This is a genomic window from Acidovorax sp. GW823-FHT05D11 (assembly GCF_058795695.1).
Map to the genome: position 1 here is coordinate 2318249 of NZ_CM179502.1, position 18062 is coordinate 2336310.

Below are 18062 nucleotides of genomic sequence, written 5' to 3' on the forward strand. Positions count from 1 at the left end.
ATGAGCCCTGCCTCTCCATCGCCTTCGCTCTCTCCCGCGCGCCGCGCGTGGCTGCGCTTTCGGCGCAACCGCCTGGGCTACTGGAGCCTGTTGATCTTCAGTGCCCTGGTGCTGCTGAGCCTGTGCGCCGAACTGGTCAGCAACGACAGGCCGCTCATCGTGCGCTACGAGGGGCACACCTACTTTCCGATGCTCAAGGACTACCCCGAGACCACGTTCGGCGGAGACTTCGAGACCCCCACCGACTACCTGGACCCCTTCATCAAGAACCGGCTGAGCCAGGGCAGCAACTGGGCGCTGTACACCCTCAATCCGTACGGGCCCAACACGCTCAACTACTTCGCCAAGTCGCCCAACCCGTCGGCGCCCACCGGCGACAACTGGCTGGGCACCGACGACCGGGGGCGTGACCTGCTGGCCCAGCTGCTCTACGGCTTTCGCGTGAGCGTGCTGTTCGGCCTGGCGCTCACGGTGACGGGCGTGCTGCTGGGGGTGGTCACGGGGGCGATCCAGGGGTTCTTTGGGGGCAAGACCGATCTGGCGTTCCAGCGCTTCATGGAAATCTGGGGCTCCATGCCCGAGCTGTACCTGCTCATCATCTTCAGCGCCGTGTTCGCCCCGAGCATCTCGCTGCTGCTCATCCTTCTCTCCCTGTTTGGCTGGATGGGCCTGTCGGACTACGTGCGCGCCGAGTTCCTGCGCAACCGCCAGCTCGACTACGTGAAGGCGGCGCGGGCCCTGGGCGTGGGCAATGCGCAGATCATCTGGCGCCACATCCTGCCCAACAGCCTCACCCCGGTGGTGACCTTCCTGCCGTTTCGCATGAGCGCGGCCATCCTCGCGCTCACTTCGCTTGACTTCCTGGGCCTGGGCGTGCCGCCCGGCACGCCGTCGCTGGGCGAGCTGCTGAGCCAGGGCAAGAACAGCATCGACGCGTGGTGGATTTCCTTGTCCACCTTCGCCGTGCTGGTCACCACCTTGCTGCTGCTGACCTTCATGGGCGATGCGCTGCGGGACGCCCTCGACCCCCGAAAGGCCGATCAATGATGGCCCCCACGCCTGGCACCGGCATGTCCTCGCTGCCCCCCGGGGGCGCTCCCGCTGCCCCGCTGCTCGACGTGCGGGATCTGCACGTGCGCTTCGGCGCCAAGGAGGTGGTGCGCAGGGCCAGCTTCACCATCGCAGCCGGCGAAAAACTCGCGCTGGTGGGCGAGTCCGGCTCCGGCAAGACCATCACCGCGCTCAGCCTGCTGCGGCTGGCGGGCAATGCCGCCATCACCGGCCAGGCCATGCTGCGGGGGCAGCGCGATCTGCTGGCGCTCACGGAGCGCGAGATGCGGGGCGTGCGCGGCGGCGAGATCGCCATGGTCTTCCAGGAGCCGATGACCGCGCTCAACCCGCTGATGACCATTGGCACGCAGATCGCCGAGATCCTGCAGCTCAAGAAAGGCCTGACGGGCGAGCAATGCGCGCAGGCCGCCGTTGCGCTGCTGGCCAAGACCGGCATTCCCGAGCCCGCGCGCCGAGCCAACAGCTTTCCCCACCAGCTCTCGGGCGGCCAGCGCCAGCGCGCCATGATCGCCATGGCCCTGGCCAGCGAGCCGCAGCTGCTGCTGGCCGACGAACCCACCACCGCGCTCGACGTCACGCTGCGCGGCCAGATCCTGGACCTGCTGTCCGATCTGCAGCGGCAGAACGGCATGGCGGTGCTGCTGATCACGCACGACCTCAATCTGGTGCGCCGCTTCGCGGACCGCGTGGCCGTGATGGAGCAGGGCGTGCTGGTGGAGCAGGGGCCCGTGGCCGAGGTGTTCGGCGCGCCGCAGCATGCCTACACCCGCCGCCTGATCGCCAGCCAGCCGCGCCGTGACGTGGCACCCGCCGATTCCCCCGCGGGCACGCCGCCGGTGGTCCAGACGCGGGACCTGCGCGTGGTGTACCCCACGCCGCTCCCCGGCGTGCGGGGATGGTTCCAGAAAGGCGAGTTCGTGGCCGTGCAGGCCGCCACGCTCGCGCTGCCGCCCGGAGAGACGCTGGGCGTGGTGGGCGAATCCGGGTCGGGCAAATCCACGCTGGCGCAGGCCATCCTGGGCCTGCTGCCCTGCACCGGCCAGCTGCAGGTCGGCGGGCAGGCGTGGCAGCAGCCCGCCACGCGCAACACGCCCGCCAACCAGCAGCTGCGCCGCCGCGTGCAGGTGGTGTTCCAGGACCCGTTCTCGTCGCTCTCTCCGCGCCTGACGGTCGAAGAGATCGTGGGCGAGGGCCTCAAGGTGCATGAGCCCGCGCTGGGCGTGGCCCAGCGGCGCGCCCGGGTCGAGGCCGCGCTGGCCGAGGTGGGCCTGGCCGAGGCCCAGTACCCGCGGCTGCTCGAGCGCTACCCGCATGAATTCTCCGGTGGGCAGCGCCAGCGCCTGGCCATCGCGCGCGCCCTCATCGTGCAACCGCAGGTGCTCGTGCTCGACGAGCCCACCAGCGCGCTCGACGTCACCATCCAGCAGCAGGTGCTGGGCCTGCTGCAGCGCCTGCAGAAAGAAAAGGGCCTGAGCTACCTGCTCATCACCCACGACGTGGACGTGATCCGGGCCATGGCGCACCAGGTGCTGGTGATGAAGGATGGCTCCGTGCTGGAAAGCGGCAGCGTGGACGAGGTGCTGGACGCACCCCGGCACCCCTACACCCAGCGCCTGGTGGCCGCCGCCACCGTGCCCGGGGCGGACTAGTTTCTGGCCGAAATGGCCGCTGGCGCTTTTGGTGAAAGCGCGTGGCGCTATTTAATTGGTAGCAAAAAGAGGCTTCATGCCGGTTGGGTGCGGCGCACCACATCGCATCGCGGTGCTTCGCCGCGGCCAGGTGCTGGCATCCGGCGCACGGGCTCCATGCCTGCAGCGCCTGGCCTTGCCTCAGGTCATCACTGCGCGCCTGGCATGCTGTTCACTGGCGGGCGGCGCCCACAGGATGCGGCCCACGTCGATGCCCATGGACTGCGCACGCTCGATCAGGTGTTCGCGCACATGCCAGGGCAGGGTGGGGGTGCGCGACAGGATCCACAGGTAGTCCTTGCTGGAGCCCACCACCATGGCCCACTGGTAGTTCTCATCCAGCGCCACCACGTTGTAGCCGCCGTAGAACGGCCCGAAGAACGACACCTTCAACGCCGCGCGCGTGGGCGCATCGACGAAGCTTGCCGTGCCCTCGGCCTCCTTCCATTCCTTGCGCACCGGGTCGTACCCGCGGTTCACCACCTTCACGGTGTCGTCGGGGTTGCGGCTGTAGGTGGCGCTGGTCTGGGTGAGGCCGCGCTCGAACGAGTGGTCGATGCGCGCCACCTCGTGCCAGTGGCCGGTGTAGCGGTCCACATCGAAGCCGGTCACGGCCTGGATGCCTTCGGGCGTGCGTGGCGTGGAGCAGGCCGTGAGCGCCAGCAGCGCCATCAGTGCGGTGGCTCCGATCACCAGGGACCAGGGGGAGTGGCGGCGAGGCATGGCGTGGATGCGCATGGGATTGCTCCTGCGGTGGCGGCTTTCGAGGGTGCGTTGCAGGGCTTTGTGGGCATGCGCTGCGCGGCGGTTGTCTGTGCGTTCGACTGTAGGCACGGTGGCTGCCCCGGCGTGTAGGCGCAGGCTGGCAGCGTCTGTCGGCGCGGCGCAGGGGTTGTGTGCGGGGCTCAACGCCCGGCAGCGCGGCGTTGACGGACCGGCGGCAGTCGTCCAGGCGTAGAGTGGGGCCAGGCGCCTTCTGCCTGTTTGCTGCCTGTTGGCGAATGCGCCCCGATCGGAGAGGAACACCCATGACCGCCCACCCCCACCCTGCGCACAACGCCCCACCCCTGGAAGACGGCCCGCCCCGGGTGGACCCCTTGCGCTTTCACCGGCGCCATGAGCACCTGGCCCCTACCTTCGGCACGGACCGGTTTGCGTTGCAGGCCGAGGCCTTTGCGCGGTTCTTTGGCACGCCGCTGTTTCTCGGTGCGCAGACGCTGATCGTGGCGGCGTGGATCTTGATCAACGTGCTGGGTGCCGCCAGGTTCGATTCCTATCCGTTCATCCTGCTCAACCTTGCGTTCAGCCTGCAGGCGGCCTACGCCGCGCCGCTCATCCTGCTCGCCCAGACGCGGCAGGCCGCGCGCGACAAGCACCACGCCGACGCGGATGCGCAGCACCGCGAGGCGCTGGCCATCGCCAGCGAACAACGCCAGGCCATTGCCGCGCAGAATGCCGCGCAGGTGCTGGAGCTGCTGCAGCAAAACACCCTGTTGACCGAACAGACGCGCCAGCTCACGCTGCGCGTCGAAGCACTGACTGTGGAGATTCACCAGCGATTTGTCACGCAGGCCGCGCGGCCGTGACGGGATGGATCCACGAACGACTTCCCGCCATCCACGCGGGCCCGGGCCATGCCCTCCTGCTCCTTGCCCATCACACCGCGGAATGTCCATGCCCCCACCATCCCCGCCATCTCCTTCGCCCCCTCCGGCCCCGCCGGTGGCTTCATCGCCGTCGCCCCAGGGGGGTGATGCGGACGTCGATATCGCGTCGCTGTACCGCCGGGTCCATGGCCTTGCCGTGCCAGGGCAGCTGGCCACCGCCCTGCACATGGGGGCGGAGCACACCGTGGTGGCGACGGGGCTGGATCCTCAGCTGCCCTCCGTCGTGCTGACCCTGGCGCTGGGCAGCCAGAAGACGGCGCGCGATTTTTTCCGCGGGGTACTTCCCACCCCCTTCGAGCTGGAGACCGCCATTGCGCGGGTGGAGGACGAGGTCTACGCCGCCCATGTCCGCCATCGCCCCTGGGTGCCGCAGGGTGCGGTGGTCGCGCCTTGTTCCGCAGACTCGGCGCTGCACGAGATCGCCACCCTGGCGGGCATTGCGCCAGGGCCGCGGCGCATGCTCACTCTCGATGCCCTGGAGCATGTGTTCAACCGGCTTGTCTCCGTATCCCAAGGGCGTCCGGCTTCGCAGGAGGGGTTGCCCGCCCACGCTGCGTTCGCGGCCACCCTGCTGGTGCTGCGCGAGCTGATGCACCACATGCCGTTCGGGGCGCTCACGCTGATGGACGGTGCCTGAGGGGCAGTGAGCCGATGGGTGGCCCAACGCTGGACGGTGCGGGCATGTGGTGGAAAGCGGCGCGGAGAGCGTGCGCCGCTCGTCGCCAAGTCTGGGTGTTGTCCTACAGACACGCGCCGGGATGCCTCTAAGGTTGTTTGTGTGAATTTTTCACATTCTTCGGGATGCTCCCCTGGTCCCGCAGCCGCCAACATCTCACCAAAGAGGCCACCCCATGAAAACACATCCTTGTCTGCGCACCGTCCTGTGTGCACTGTCCATCGCCAGCCTTGCCGCCTGCGGGGGCGGTGGTGGAGGTGGCGAAACCAGCGGAAATGGCACGTTGCGCCTGGCGATGACGGATGCCCCCAGCTGCGGCTATTCCGCCGTGAATGTCACGGTCGAGAAAGTGCGCGTCCACCAGAGCAGCAATGCCTCGGACAACGATGCGGGCTGGTCAGAGATCGTGCTGAACCCGGCACGCCGGGTGGACCTGCTGACGCTGACGAACGGTGTGCTCATGGAACTGGGGCAGGTGCCGCTGCCCGCGGGAAAGTACACGCAGTTGCGGCTCGTGCTGGCCAGCAACACAGGGGCCCAGCCGCTGGCCAATTCGGTGGTCCCCACCGGCGCATCGGAAGTCGCGCTGAAAACGCCGAGCGGGCAGCAATCGGGCGTCAAGACGAATGTGAATATCGACGTGGGCGCCAATCAGATGGCCGACTTCGTTCTGGACTTCGATGCCTGCAAGTCGGTGGTGGCCGCTGGCGCCTCGGGCCAGTATCTTCTCAAACCCGTGGTGTCGGTGATCCCGCGCTTCGTTTCCGGTGTGCAGGGCTATGTGGAACCCGGCACGGGCACCAGCGTCTCCCTGCAGTTCAACGGTGAACTGGTGCGCGCCACCACCCCCGACAGCGCGGGGAGGTTCCTGCTCCAGCCGGTGGCTCCGGGCAACTACACGCTGGTCGTCGTGGGTGCGGGGCGCACCACCACGGTGGTCACGGGGGTACCGGTGGCCGCCGAGACAGTGACTTCCGTGGGCGCGGGCGCCGCGCCTTTGAGCCTGCAGCCATCTCCGGTCGCGACGGTGAAGGGCACCGCCCCGGTGGACACCATGGTGCGGGTGCTCCAGCCCTTGTCGGTAGGGGGCACGATCGAAGTGGCCGGCCGGGGCGTTGACGGGGTGACAGGGGCCTACGGCTTCACGGTACCTACCCTCGCGCCGCGGGTCGCCCCCTATGCCGCGCCGGGCACCAGCCTGGTGTTTGCCGCGGACTCCGCGGCGGCGGGGCGCTACGCTGTTCAGGCCCGCCTGGGTGGTTTTGCCGACAAGACGCAGGCACTGCCTGTCCTGACGGAGGGTGCCGTGCAAACCACGGATTTCACCTTCCCCTGACACCGCGGGCGGAGGGCACCGCCCCGCCTGCGATGAATGGCAGCGGGGCGGCCTTTCAGGACGGGGGCGCGTCTCGGCACCTGTCGGCCAGGGCGGTGATGTCAGGGCTCTCCGGCCGGCCGCGCCACGAGGTCCTTCCGGTCGCCGGAAAACCAGGCCGCCAGGAAATCCGCCAGCGCCCGCGTCTTGGCCGACAGGTCGCTGCGGGTGGGGTACACCAGCGTCACGTCCGCCGCGGGCAAGGCCCAGGCGGGCAGAACGCGCCGCAGGCGGCCAGCGGCCAGGTGGGCTGCCACGTCCCACTCGGAGCGCATCAGCACGCCGTGGCCTTCCAGGGCCCAGGTGGTGGCGGCCGCGCCATCGTTGGTGCTGAGCATGCCGCGCACCTTCACCGTTTCCTGCCGCCCGCCCTGGTGCAGGTGCCAGGTGCCATAGGTTTCATCGCTTTCGCGGATCACGATGCACAGGTGGGCCAGCAGGTCGGCGGGCTGGGCGGGCTCGCCCGCGTGGGCCAGGTAGGCCGGCGACGCGCACAGCACGCGCCGGTTGGCCATCAGCCTGCGGGCCGTGAGGCGCGAGTCGGGCAGGTCGCCAAAGCGCACGGCGGCATCCAGGCCCTGTTCCACCAGGTTCACGGGCCGGTCGGTCAGGTGCAGTTGCACCTCCACTTCGGGGTAGGCGCGCGAGAAGGCCGACAGGGCGGGCGCGATGTGAACGCGGCCAAAGCCCAGCGTGGCCGCCAGCTTGATGAGCCCGCGCGGCGAGCTGCGCGCGCCGGCCACCGTGCGCTCCAGCGCCTCCAGGTCGCCCAGGATGCGGGCACCATCCAGCAGGTAGGTCTCGCCCTCGGGCGTGAGGTGGATGCGCCGCGTGGTGCGGTGCAGAAGGCGCACGCCCAGCCGGTGCTCCAGCTGGGCCAGGCGCCGGCTGACCGCGGGCGGGGTGATGCCCATCTGCTGCGCGGCGGCGGCCAGGCTGCCTTCCTTCATGAGCAAGGCAAAGAAGCGCAGGTCCGAAAAGCCGTCCATGGGTACCTTATTCGTGCGTTGAATTTATGAATGAAATGATTTTGACGGTATTTATGGCGTTGAACATCACTCATAAGATCCAGCCACAACAAATACCCTCAGGAGACAACCCATGACCGATTCCACCCTCCCGACACCGTCCCTGTTTCCCCGCCGGCTGGCTGTGGCGGCAACGGCCGCCGCCACGCTGGCACTGCTGTCGCCCGCTGCGGCCCTGGCCCAGCCAGCGGCTTATCCCAACAAGGCCATCAAGCTCGTGGTCCCCTATGCGCCGGGCGGCAGCGCCGACATCGCCGCGCGGCTCATCACCGATGAATGGGGCAAGGCCCTGGGCGGCTCGCTGTTCATCGAGAACAAGGGCGGCGCGGGCGGCAATATCGGCGTGGACATGGTGGCCAAGGCCGCACCGGACGGCTACACCATCGGCCTGCAGACCGTCTCGCTGGCCATCAACCCCAGCCTCTCGGCCAAGATGCCCTACGACACCCTGAAGGACCTGGCGCCCATCGGCATGGTGGCCAGTTCGCAGCATGTGCTGGTGGTCAACAACGCCTTGCCCGCCAAGAACATCAAGGAACTGGTGGCGCTGCTCAAGGCGCAGCCGGGCAAGTACTCGTATGGCTCGGCCGGCGCGGGCAGCACCTTCCACATGTCGGCCGAGTTGTTCAAGGCCGTGGCGGGCACGCCCATCGTGCACATACCCTACCGCGGCGGCGGCCCGGCCATGATCGACACCATGTCGGGCCAGGTGGCGCTGAGCTTTCCGGTGCTGTCGGCCGCGCAGCCGCACGTGCAGGCGGGCAAGCTCAGGGCGCTGGGCGTCACCGGTACCAAGCGCTCGGCGCTCATGCCCGACGTGCCCACCATTGCCGAGGCGGGCCTGCCTGGCTACGCGTTTGAAACCTGGTTCATCGTGTTCGCGCCGGCCGGCACGCCCAAGCCGGTCGTCGACAAACTCAACACCACCCTGAACCAGGCGCTCAACACCCCGGCGCTCAAGGAGCGCATGGCCAAGGACGGTTTCGACCCCATTCCATCGACGCCCGAGCAGGCCCGCGCACGGATCGAAAAAGAGATGCCGCAGTGGGCCAAATTGATCAGGGAGCGGGGCATCACCGCCGAATAGGCACCGCCGCAATTTCAACGACACCATGACCACGACGACCCCGCTTTTCCCCGGCTTCACCCCCCACCGTGTGCCCACGCCCGACGGCCAGCACATCCACGCGCTGGTGGGCGGCACGGGCCCGGCCCTGCTGCTGCTGCACGGCCACCCGCAGACCTCGGCCATCTGGCACAAGGTGGCGCCGGTGCTGGCCCGGCACTTCACGCTGGTGCTGGCGGATTTGCGGGGCTATGGCGATTCCGCAAAACCTGCTGGGGATGCCGAGCATGCCCTCTACAGCAAGCGCACCATGGCCGCCGACATGCTGGCCGTGATGCAGCACCTGGGCCACCCACGCTTCACCGTGCTGGCCCACGACCGGGGCGCCCGCGTGGCGCACCGCCTGGCGGCCGACCACCCGGCCGCCGTGTTGCGCATGGTGCTGCTGGACATCGCCCCCACGCTGACCATGTACGAACAGACCAGCAACGCCTTTGCGCGTGCCTACTGGCACTGGTTCTTTTTGATCCAGCCCGCGCCGCTGCCCGAGCGCCTGATCGAGGCCGACCCCGCCGCCTATGTGCGCGACGTGATGGGCCGGCGCAGCGCCGGCCTGGCCCCGTTCGACCCGCGGGCCCTGGCCGAGTACGTGCGCTGCCTGGGCCTGCCCGGTACGGCCCACGGCATCTGCGAGGACTACCGCGCCGCCGCCGGCATCGACCTGGTGCACGACCGGGCCGACCGCGATGCGGGCCGCCAGTTGCCCATGCCTTTGCTGGCGCTGTGGGGCGAGCAGGGCGTGGTGCACCAGTGCTTCCAGCCCCTGGCCGAGTGGCAGCGCGTGGCGGCCGACGTGCGCGGCCACGCACTGCTTTGCGGCCACTACATCGCCGAGGAGGCGCCGGATGCGCTGCTCGACGCGGCGCTGCCCTTCCTGCTGGCCGACCGGTAAGGCTGCACCCAACGACAACCCCCGACGCTGACCATGACCACTCCCTCAACGCTCTACCAAAAGCTGGTGGCATCGCACACCGTGGCCGTTCTGGACGAACAGAACGTTCTGCTGTTCTGCGACCTGCACCTGATGAACGAATACACCAGCCCCCAGGCCTTCGCCGGCCTGCACGAGGCCGGGCGCGGCGTGCCCGTGCCGGGGCAGAACGTGGCGGTGGTGAGCCACATCATCCCCACGCACCCGGTGCGCTGGCGCACCATCCAGGACCCGCCTTCGGCCCTGCAGGCCAGCAACCTCAAGGCCAACTGCGACCGCCACGGCATCCCGCTGTTCGACACCAACGACCCGCTGCAGGGCATCGAGCACGTGATCGCGCCCGAGCACGGCATGGTGCGCCCGGGCATGGTCATCATCTGCGGCGACAGCCACACCACCACGTACGGCGCGCTGGGCGCGCTGGGCTTCGGCATCGGCACGTCGGAGGTCGAGCACGTGCTGGCCACCCAGACCCTGGTCTACCGCCTCGCCAAGGACATGCGCATCCGCGTGGACGGCACGCTGCCCACCGGCACCACGGCCAAGGACCTGATCCTCATGGTCATCAGCCGCATCGGCGCGCAGGGCGCACGGGGCTATGTGGTGGAGTTCTGCGGCAGCGCCATCAGCGCGCTGTCGGTGGAGGCGCGCTTCACGCTGTGCAACATGGCGGTGGAGGCGGGCGCCCGCGGCGCGCTGATCGCACCCGACGCCACGGCCATCGACTATGTGCTGGCCAAGGCCCCCGACATCACCGGCGAGGTCCGCACGCAGGCCCTGGCCCACTGGGCCACGCTGGGCAGCGACGCGGGCGCCGTGTTCGACGTGGAGCATGTGTTCGACGCCAGCGCCGTGGCCCCCTTCGTCACCTGGGGCACCAGCCCCGACCAGGCCATGGCCATCCACGCCACCGTGCCCCGGCCCGAGGACATCACCGACGCCGTGCAGCGCAGCAGCGCCGAGCAGGCCCTGCGCTACACGGCCCTGGCGGCAGGGCAGCCGCTGGCGGGCGTGCCGGTGCAGCATGTGTTCATCGGCTCGTGCACCAATGCGCGCATCGAGGACCTGCGCGAGGTGGACCGTATCGTCGGCACCCGCCACGTGGCCAGCGGCGTGCGCGCCATGGTCGTGCCCGGCTCGGGCGCCGTGAAGGCCCAGGCCGAGGCCGAGGGCATTGCCGCGCGCCTGGTGGCCGCGGGCTTCGAGTGGCGCCAGCCCGGCTGCTCCATGTGCCTGGCCATGAACGACGACGTGCTGCCCCCCGGCCAGCGCTGCGCCTCCACCACCAACCGCAATTTCGAGGGCCGCCAGGGCCGTGGCGCCATCACCCACCTGATGAGCCCGGCCATGGCCGCCGCCGCCGCCGTCACGGGCTGCATCACCGACGTAAGAACCCTGGAGTTGACCGCATGAGCGCCGACCACAACCACAGCACCGTGCGCGGCCAGGCGGCCCTGCTCGACATCGCCAACCTCGACACCGATCAGATCATGCCCAAGCAGTTCCTGCGCGGCATCGACAAGTCGGGCCTGGCGCCGGGCCTGCTGTACGACCTGCGCTTTGACGGCGCCGGGCAGCCGCGCGAAGACTTCGTGCTCAACCAGCCGGCGTTTGCCGGCACCGATGTGCTGCTGGCCGGCAGCAATTACGGCTGCGGCTCCAGCCGCGAGCATGCCGTGTGGGGCATGCAGCAGTACGGCTTCCAGGCCGTGGTGGCGTCGAGCTTTGGCGAGATTTTCTACTCCAACGCCATGAACAACCGCCTGCTGCTGGCCATGGTGACCGAGGCCGATGCCCAGGCCTTCATGCGCGAGGCCCGTGCCACTACCGGTCCCTTGGCCATGGAGATCGACGTGGAACAGCGCCAGGTGCGCACGGCAGGGCACAGCGCACCGTTCACCATCTCCGAGCGGCACCGGCGCATGTTCCTCGACGGGCTGGATGTGATCGGCGCGTCGCTCACCTACGGGGATCAGATCGATGCGTTCGCCCAGCGCCACTGGGCCGCCCAACCCTGGGTGAAGGATGTCGCGCGGCGCACGCGCGAGCGGCTTGGCGCCGCCTCCGCGCAGGCCTGAACCGCCAGCGCCTTGGCGCTGCGGGGCACCTACTTGGCGGCGGGCTTGCCGGCCTGCGCCGCCTTCGCGGTCTTGTTGTAGACCTCCATCACCGTGGCGAAGTCGCGCTCGAAGTTGATGGGCAAGAAGGTGTCGTTGCCCGGCAGCAGCTGGCGCAGCTTGGGCGAGAAGCTGTAGCTGTACGAGCATTTCTTCACGCGCGCCTGCACCTCGGGCGACACGTCCTTGCCCAGGGTCCAGGTTTCGGTCATGAACGGCGGGCTTTCCCACAGCGTGCGGATGCTCGAACCCTTCACATCGCCCTTGACCACCATGCGCTGGTACAGGTCGCTGGCCACGGCGGCGGCGGGGTAGAAGCCGTGCATCACACCCGTCACCGAGCGCTCGTGGCCGTTGGAGAACACCACCTCGTAGTTCTGGTCCGGCACCAGGCCAATGGCCGGGAACAGCGCGCGCGGCGCCAGGTTGCCGGAGTTGGATGTGGGCGTGGTGTGCGCGATCTTCTTGCCCACCAGGTCCTGCGGCTTGGTGAACGGGCTGTCCACGCGCGCAATCAGGATCAGCTTGTACGAGTTGCGCTGCCCGCTGGCCTTGTTGCCCGGCACGCCAAACGGCGCGGGCTGGCCGGCGGCCACCAGCTGCGGCACCAGGCCGGGGTTCACCTGGGCCAGCTGGGCCTTGCCGGCGACCAGGCTGTCGATGAGGTCCTTCTCCCCCAGCACGTCGATGTTGGTGCTGCGTTCCAGCGACTCGCCCTGCAGGTTCTGCAGGTCGATGTTGCCGCAGCGCGCCAGATGATTGAAGTAGTCGCCCCACAGCAGCATGGTTTCGCTCTTGGCGTAGGTCTTGGGCATGGCCACCACCAGCTTCTCGCGCGTCCCGCTGAAGGCGGGGGATGGGGCCGTGGCTGCGGCGCGGACAGCGGCGGCGCGGGCCTGGGGTGTGGCGGCGGTGTCCGTCTGGGCGGCAACGGGGCCGAGCGTGAAGGTGGCGCAGAGCAAAAGCGCGCCAGAGCGTGCGTGAGAACGCATGGTGAATCTCCCTCGGGGTTTTGTGATGGTGGTGGCCCGCAGGCCAACCTGGCGGGGCCACGCACGGGTTGCGGGCCTGCCGGTGGCGTGCCGCGCGGCGCTGCCCGGCCGCGCGGCGGGCTGGCCGTCGAGTATGCATGAAGCTCCCGCGCGCCAAGGCAAGCGGCGGGTGCTGGAACCGTGGAGGCGCGCGGTGCCCACCGCATCCATCCAACGGCCGTGCTGCTGAAGGACGGTGGTTGACATGGCGTCAAGTGCCAGGGCCCGGACGATGGACAACGCCGAGAGGGACGGTGCCCGCGAAGCCGGTAACAATTCGTGTACTTCCACCGCGAACCCACTCTCCCTACCGCCGCACCATGTCGCAAAACGCACACACCCTGCACCTGTTCTTCGAAGACGCGATCAAGCTCAAGACCGGCCAGCTGGTCTACCAGTACCTGGCCGCCGGCAATACCGAACAGGCGCAGCGCTGGGCCCAGAAACTGGGGGGCGCGGATCTGGCGGCGCTGTGGGACGAACAGTGGTTCAACCAGGAGGTCCTGGCCCAACGCACCCACCTGCTGCTGCGCTTTGACACCGGCACGCACGACGACCTTCCCTTGCGGGCGCTCGAAACACTGTTTGCCCACGGCCTGCAGTCGGCGGTGCTGGAGGTGTTCTACGACCAGGTGGGCGAAACCGAGCGCATGCACTTCGACAAGGGCCAGTGGGTCTCGCGCAAGGCGTTCTTCGAGGCCAACCCGCAGTGGCGCGCGGTGGTGGAGCCCGTGGACGAACCCGTGGCTGCCGGTGAGGCTGGCGAAGGGCCCGACGAGGAAGATGCCCACGCCCACTCCAAGGACCCGGGCAAGCCGGTCTCAGTGTCCAAGCTGCGCAAGCAGGAGGCCGAGCGCAGGAAGAAGGGCGAGGAAGCCGCGCAGGCCTTCATCGACATGGCCAAGGAAATGCACAAGACCGGCACCTCTCCCGTTCAGGGACTGATCGCGGTGCTGCTGCTGCGCGCCGGCTTCAAGGGGCTGCTGCAGGCCATCGCGTTCACGGTGGTCACCGTGCTGCTATTCAAGGGCCTGTGGCTCTGGCTGGGGCTGGGCCTGGTGCTGGCCATCGTGCTGCCGCTGTACTACATGCTGAGCGAGTACAAGGACCTCCACGGGGATGGCGACGAGGACGGCGACCCGGACAAAGACGCCGACGACGACAGCGAAGATGGCGGCGAGAGCGAGGGCCGTGGTGGCGAAGCGCCGCAGGGCGGCAACGCCGGCAAGTCCAGCCATTGAATCCGAGGGAGACACACAAAATGCTGACACAGATCGAATGGTGGGGCGGGCTGATCTTCGTGCTGGGCGCGATCACCTACAAGCTCGTGATGGGCGCGCTGGAAAAGAAGGACGATGGCATCCATTGGTACCGGCTTCAGATGCACGCCTTCTTCCTGCTGCCCGCCGTGGTGCTGGCCGCGTATTTCTATCCGCTGGACAGCCCGTGGCTGCGGTACGGCTACCTGGGCGTGCTGGGTGTCTCGCTGCTGGTGGTGCTGGTGATGCTGGTGCAGGAGATCACGGGCGACGCACCCGGGGACGATGCGGAGAAGGCCGCCACGCTCGACACAGTCAAGGGGGAGGGGGGAGAGGAAAAGAAAAAGCAGACCGAAAACGAGGAGGATGAAACCGGCTGGCTGACGGCGGTGCTGGGGGCCCTGGTGCTCTACAGCCCGGTGCTCGCGGCTTGTGGCCTGGGTTGCCACAAGGCCTGGCCCCTGGTGCAGGCGCTCTGGTAGCGCGGCCTGCGCGGGCAACGCCGGAAGGTGCCGGGTGCTGGACGGCACCGGCACGCATCACAATCCGTGCCAGCCAGCCACCGACTTCTTTTCGTTTGTGTTCTTTCCAAAGCCCTCTCACCGCGCGGCGCGCAGAGTGCCCACCCCCACAGCCATGGCCCACGATTCCTTTCCGGAGCTTCTCTCGCTCTACATGCGGCGCATTCGCGCCAGCGCCTCCGGCGTGGCCACCGAGATCGGCCTGAGCCGCGAGGCCGTGAACAACTGGCGCAACGGCCTGTCGGCGCCCAACCCCCGCTCGCGAGAAAAACTGGTGGCCTGCACCCGCTACCTGCGCCTGACGGAAACCGAGGCCAACCGCCTGCTCAGCGCCGCCGGCTTCGAGCCCGAGTTTCCGCTGCAGGCCGAGTCGGCGGGCGCGGCGCAGCCCTTCGCTGCCTTCCAGGACCGGCTGTTTGCCCAGCTGGCGCAGGCCGTGCCGTATCCCATCTCGCTGCTGCTGTCGCCCGCCCACTGGGGCCAGCCGCCGTTCAGGCAAGAGCTGCTGCAGCGCGCCAAGGCGCAGTACGGCGAAGGCGCGGTGCTGCACATCCAGCCGCCCTACAGCGTGAGCACCGTGCCGGCCGAGTACTTCGCCGCCATTGGCCGCCAGTGCGGGCTCGGCGATGTGGCGTCCGACTACGAATTCGAATCCGCGCTGGAGCGCCGCCTGCTGGCGGGCGAGCGCCTGTTCTGCCTGGTCAGCCGTTTCGAGCAGGGCACCCCCGAACTGCGCGAAACCCTGGCGGGCATCCTGCGCAGCCTGAGCGAGATGCACAGCGGACGGCTGCACCTGCTGCTGTGCGGCGGCGAGGCGCTGGCCGACCTCAAATACCGCAGCGGCGACCTGTCGCTGCTCAACATCGCGCAGGTCAACCACTGGCCCGATCCGTCGCTGGAAGACCTCACCCAGCTGGCGCGCCACCGCTGGCCCGAGCAGGCCTGGCCCCAGCCGGTGCTGGCGGCCCTGCAGGAGATCAGCGGTGGACACCCCGCGCTGTTCGAGGAAGGCCTGCAGTGGCTGGTGGACCAGGGAGCGGGCGGCGGCCTGCAGGGCGCGCAGGCAGACCGCGCCGCGCTGCGCACCCACCTGGCCAGCAGCCCGCGCCTGTGGCAGACCCTGCTGCCCCTCGCGCAGGCACCGGCCACCCGGCAACGGCTGGCGCAGCTGCTGCAGGCCGATGAGCTGGGCCGCGCGCGCCCCTACCTGCAGGACGACGAGCTGCGCCGCCTGTTCTGGGGCAACCTCATCCATGTGCGCGGCACGGGCGAGGCCGCGCGGCTGCACTGGCGCAGCCCCACCATCCGCGACGCGGGCCTCATGGTGCTGGACTCGTGTTCGTCGGCCGCATGAGCCCGCTGCTGTCCAGGTCCGTGGTCCGCGCGGTGGTGATCGCGGCCATCACGCTGTTCGTGGGCAGCGCGCTGCTCACGCCCAAGCTCAACCCGGCCACGCGCGGCTCCGTGCTGGGGGCCGAGAACGCGGGCATCGTCTGGGGCGAGCTGGTGCAGTGGCGCGTGGCGATGATGCAGGCGCACAACGAGCTGGACGCCTGGCCCGAGGACATCCGCACACATGCGCCGCGCATCGGCAACCCGCAGTTGCGCGTCACGTCGCCCCGGCCCTACGTGCTGCAGGCCGACATCGCCCACAACCCCGAACTGGGCAAGCTCGCGGGCACCCAGGTGGTGGTGGAGCTCAAGCCCGGCACGACCACCTGGAGCTGCCGCCCCGGGCGCCCGCCCATTCCCCTGGGCTATCTGCCCATCAACTGCCTGGAGGGGCAGGCCGACGACTTCACGCCCGTGCCGCCGTCCGAGCGCGACCCGTTCGAAGGCCTGCGCAAGCTCATCTACTGGTGCGCCGCCATCTTCGCCGTGGGCGCGGTGGTCTGGGTCGCGCGCCACCCCCTGCTCGGGCCTTCGCAGCTGCAGCCTGCGCGCCTTCGCCGCACCCCGCTTGCGCGGCTGCCCCGTCTGGACCGGCTGCTGGGCTGGACCGGGCGGCGGGAGTCCACGCTGCTCGCGGCCGACATCCGCCCGGTGGACTGGCGCCGCGCGGTGCTGTGCGCGCAGCCCGGCGCGGCAGAGGGTGCGGGGGGCCTCGTGCGCGCGATGGCCGAGCGGGTTTCCGCCCGCAGCCAGCCCAGCACCGACTGGGCGCTGCCGGGGCTGGTGTTCGAGTGGCAGTTCCCGCCGGACCTGCCCGTGTCGCTGGACCGCTGCCTGGTCTTCGTGCCCACGCCCGGCGTGGACGAGGCCGCCGTGCTGCGCCAGCTGCGCGCCGCGCAGACCGGCAGCGACGTGCTGCTGATCCTGAGCGGGCACAGCGTGGACGCGCCGATGCCCCTGCTGCAGGCCCATGCCGATGACCGCGCCAACCTGCACGTGATGGTGGACAGCGCCAGCCAGACCGAATGGCTGGTGGGCGGCGAGGCCCTGCAGGTGCTGCTGCGCCTGCTGGCCGCGCAACTGCGCATCACCCGCATCTCGCCATACCAGACGCGCGGTGGCGTGACGCGGGAGGGCTCCTTCTTCGGCCGCGCCCAGCTGCTGGCCCGCGTGGTCAACCGCGAACCCGCCAACTACCTGGTGGTGGGCGGGCGCCAGCTGGGCAAGAGCAGCCTGCTCAAGGCCGTGCAGCGCCGCCTGCAGGGCCACCCGCACACCGTGTGCCACTACGTCTCGCTGCGCGACCACCGCCTGGCGCCGCGCATGGCGCTGCAGTTCGGCCTGCCGGCGGACACGCCGCTCGAAGCCATCGTGGACCACCTCCAGGCGCAGTACGCGGGCAAGCGCCTGTATTTGCTGATCGACGAAGCCGACCTCTTTTTCCGCGACGAGTCGAACAGCGGCTACGCCCAGTTGTCCACGCTGCGCGCGCTCAGCGAGGAGGGGCGCTGCTGGTTCATGCTGGCGGGCTTCTGGGACCTGTACGCCACCGCCGTGCTCGACTACCAGAGCCCCCTGCGCAACTTTGGCGAGGTGCTGGCCATCGGCGGGCTGGAGCGCGCCGCCTGCCGCGAGCTGGCCACCGAGCCGCTGCGCCGCCTGCGCCTGGGTTTTGGCAGCGACACGCTGGTGGAAAAGCTCGTGGACGCCAGCGGCCAGCGCGCCAACCTCGTGGCCATCCTGTGCCAGGAATGCCTGGAGGCCCTGCAACCCGGCGAGCGCGCCATCGAGGCGCGCCACCTCGCGCAGGCCCTTGCCTCGCAGCCCGTGCAGGACGCACTGGCCGGCTGGGGGCGCCTGAGCCAGGACGAGGCCGCCTGCCGCCTGGACCGCGTGGTGGTCTACCACACGGCCCAGGCCGGGCAGACCAGCCTGGTGGCCCTGGCCCAGCTGCTGCAAGGCCACGGCATCACGGCCGACGCGCAGGCGCTGCGCCAGTCGCTGGCACGCCTGCAGCTGGCCTATGTGCTGCGCAGGCAGGATGCCGCGTACCGCTTTGCCATCCCGCTGCTGAGAGACCAGTTCGAGCCCACGGAGGTGGAGCTGTTGCTGCGCCAGGAGCTGGCCGTGCTGGCGCGGTGCGAGGCGAACGCGGGGGGAACATAGGCCCATGCCCTGCC

At 69.4% G+C, this 18062-nt stretch carries 16 protein-coding genes; 13 read left to right on the plus strand and 3 right to left on the minus strand.

Annotated elements, in window-relative coordinates; translation table 11 throughout:
• Both AC3RCE_RS10770 and AC3RCE_RS10775 read left to right on the plus strand, forming a co-directional pair.
• Positions 1 to 1047, plus strand: a complete 1047-nt coding sequence (locus tag AC3RCE_RS10770) for an ABC transporter permease (protein ID WP_218294303.1) — start codon at positions 1 to 3, stop codon at positions 1045 to 1047.
• Positions 1044 to 2720 (plus strand): ABC transporter ATP-binding protein, encoded by a 1677-nt coding sequence (locus tag AC3RCE_RS10775; protein ID WP_492255153.1) that lies wholly within the window; start codon positions 1044 to 1046, stop codon positions 2718 to 2720. The genes AC3RCE_RS10770 and AC3RCE_RS10775 overlap by 4 nt, the downstream gene beginning before the upstream one ends.
• Positions 2721 to 2900: 180 nt before the next feature.
• On the opposite strand, the gene AC3RCE_RS10780 is transcribed toward AC3RCE_RS10775, so the two are convergent.
• Entirely contained in the window at positions 2901 to 3497 is a 597-nt protein-coding gene (locus AC3RCE_RS10780; RefSeq protein WP_218294304.1) for a lipocalin family protein, read from the minus strand.
• A 290-nt stretch (positions 3498 to 3787) separates the two neighbouring features.
• On the opposite strand from AC3RCE_RS10780, the gene AC3RCE_RS10785 reads away from it, so the two are divergent.
• The 3 genes from AC3RCE_RS10785 to AC3RCE_RS10795 all read left to right on the plus strand — a co-directional run bounded on the left by AC3RCE_RS10785 (position 3788) and on the right by AC3RCE_RS10795 (position 6438).
• Positions 3788 to 4345, plus strand: a complete 558-nt coding sequence (locus AC3RCE_RS10785; RefSeq protein WP_492255154.1) for a DUF1003 domain-containing protein — start codon at positions 3788 to 3790, stop codon at positions 4343 to 4345.
• Positions 4346 to 4433: 88 nt separating this feature from the next.
• Complete coding sequence (locus AC3RCE_RS10790; RefSeq protein WP_492255155.1) at positions 4434 to 5063, plus strand: hypothetical protein; 630 nt, start codon at positions 4434 to 4436, stop codon at positions 5061 to 5063.
• Between the two features lie 214 nt (positions 5064 to 5277).
• A complete protein-coding gene (locus tag AC3RCE_RS10795) occupies positions 5278 to 6438 on the plus strand; it encodes a DUF4382 domain-containing protein (protein WP_369642282.1) in 1161 nt (386 codons plus the stop codon).
• A 101-nt stretch (positions 6439 to 6539) separates the two neighbouring features.
• Here the strand turns inward: AC3RCE_RS10795 and AC3RCE_RS10800 are convergent, their stop codons facing one another.
• Positions 6540 to 7466 carry a LysR family transcriptional regulator gene (locus AC3RCE_RS10800; protein ID WP_369643891.1) on the minus strand — a complete coding sequence of 309 codons (927 nt, stop codon included), beginning with the start codon at positions 7464 to 7466 and terminating at the stop codon, positions 6540 to 6542.
• 112 nt (positions 7467 to 7578) lie between these two features.
• On the opposite strand from AC3RCE_RS10800, the gene AC3RCE_RS10805 reads away from it, so the two are divergent.
• The 4 genes from AC3RCE_RS10805 to leuD are packed head-to-tail and all read left to right on the plus strand — an operon-like array spanning position 7579 to position 11640.
• Complete coding sequence (locus tag AC3RCE_RS10805) at positions 7579 to 8592, plus strand: tripartite tricarboxylate transporter substrate binding protein (RefSeq protein WP_492255156.1); 1014 nt, start codon at positions 7579 to 7581, stop codon at positions 8590 to 8592.
• Between the two features lie 25 nt (positions 8593 to 8617).
• On the plus strand, positions 8618 to 9523 hold the full coding sequence (locus AC3RCE_RS10810) for an alpha/beta fold hydrolase (protein WP_492255157.1): 906 nt from the start codon (positions 8618 to 8620) through the stop codon (positions 9521 to 9523).
• Between the two features lie 33 nt (positions 9524 to 9556).
• Complete coding sequence (leuC, locus tag AC3RCE_RS10815; RefSeq protein WP_492255158.1) at positions 9557 to 10975, plus strand: 3-isopropylmalate dehydratase large subunit; 1419 nt, start codon at positions 9557 to 9559, stop codon at positions 10973 to 10975.
• The gene (gene leuD, locus AC3RCE_RS10820; protein WP_492255159.1) at positions 10972 to 11640 is read left to right on the plus strand and encodes a 3-isopropylmalate dehydratase small subunit; all 669 of its coding nucleotides are present in this window, start codon (positions 10972 to 10974) and stop codon (positions 11638 to 11640) included. Before leuC ends, leuD begins: the two co-directional genes overlap by 4 nt.
• Positions 11641 to 11669: 29 nt before the next feature.
• Here leuD and AC3RCE_RS10825 read toward each other — a convergent pair whose 3' ends face one another.
• On the minus strand, positions 11670 to 12671 hold the full coding sequence (locus AC3RCE_RS10825; protein WP_218294312.1) for a PhnD/SsuA/transferrin family substrate-binding protein: 1002 nt from the start codon (positions 12669 to 12671) through the stop codon (positions 11670 to 11672).
• Positions 12672 to 13030: 359 nt separating this feature from the next.
• On the opposite strand from AC3RCE_RS10825, the gene AC3RCE_RS10830 reads away from it, so the two are divergent.
• The 4 genes from AC3RCE_RS10830 to AC3RCE_RS10845 all read left to right on the plus strand — a co-directional run bounded on the left by AC3RCE_RS10830 (position 13031) and on the right by AC3RCE_RS10845 (position 18048).
• Positions 13031 to 13951, plus strand: a complete 921-nt coding sequence (locus AC3RCE_RS10830) for a hypothetical protein (protein WP_218294313.1) — start codon at positions 13031 to 13033, stop codon at positions 13949 to 13951.
• A 20-nt stretch (positions 13952 to 13971) separates the two neighbouring features.
• Positions 13972 to 14451 carry a hypothetical protein gene (locus tag AC3RCE_RS10835; RefSeq protein ID WP_492255160.1) on the plus strand — a complete coding sequence of 160 codons (480 nt, stop codon included), beginning with the start codon at positions 13972 to 13974 and terminating at the stop codon, positions 14449 to 14451.
• A 154-nt stretch (positions 14452 to 14605) separates the two neighbouring features.
• A complete protein-coding gene (locus AC3RCE_RS10840) occupies positions 14606 to 15844 on the plus strand; it encodes a hypothetical protein (protein WP_218294315.1) in 1239 nt (412 codons plus the stop codon).
• Positions 15841 to 18048, plus strand: coding sequence for an AAA family ATPase (locus AC3RCE_RS10845; RefSeq protein ID WP_218294316.1), 2208 nt, complete (start codon positions 15841 to 15843; stop codon positions 18046 to 18048). Before AC3RCE_RS10840 ends, AC3RCE_RS10845 begins: the two co-directional genes overlap by 4 nt.
• Positions 18049 to 18062: the final 14 nt, after the last annotated feature.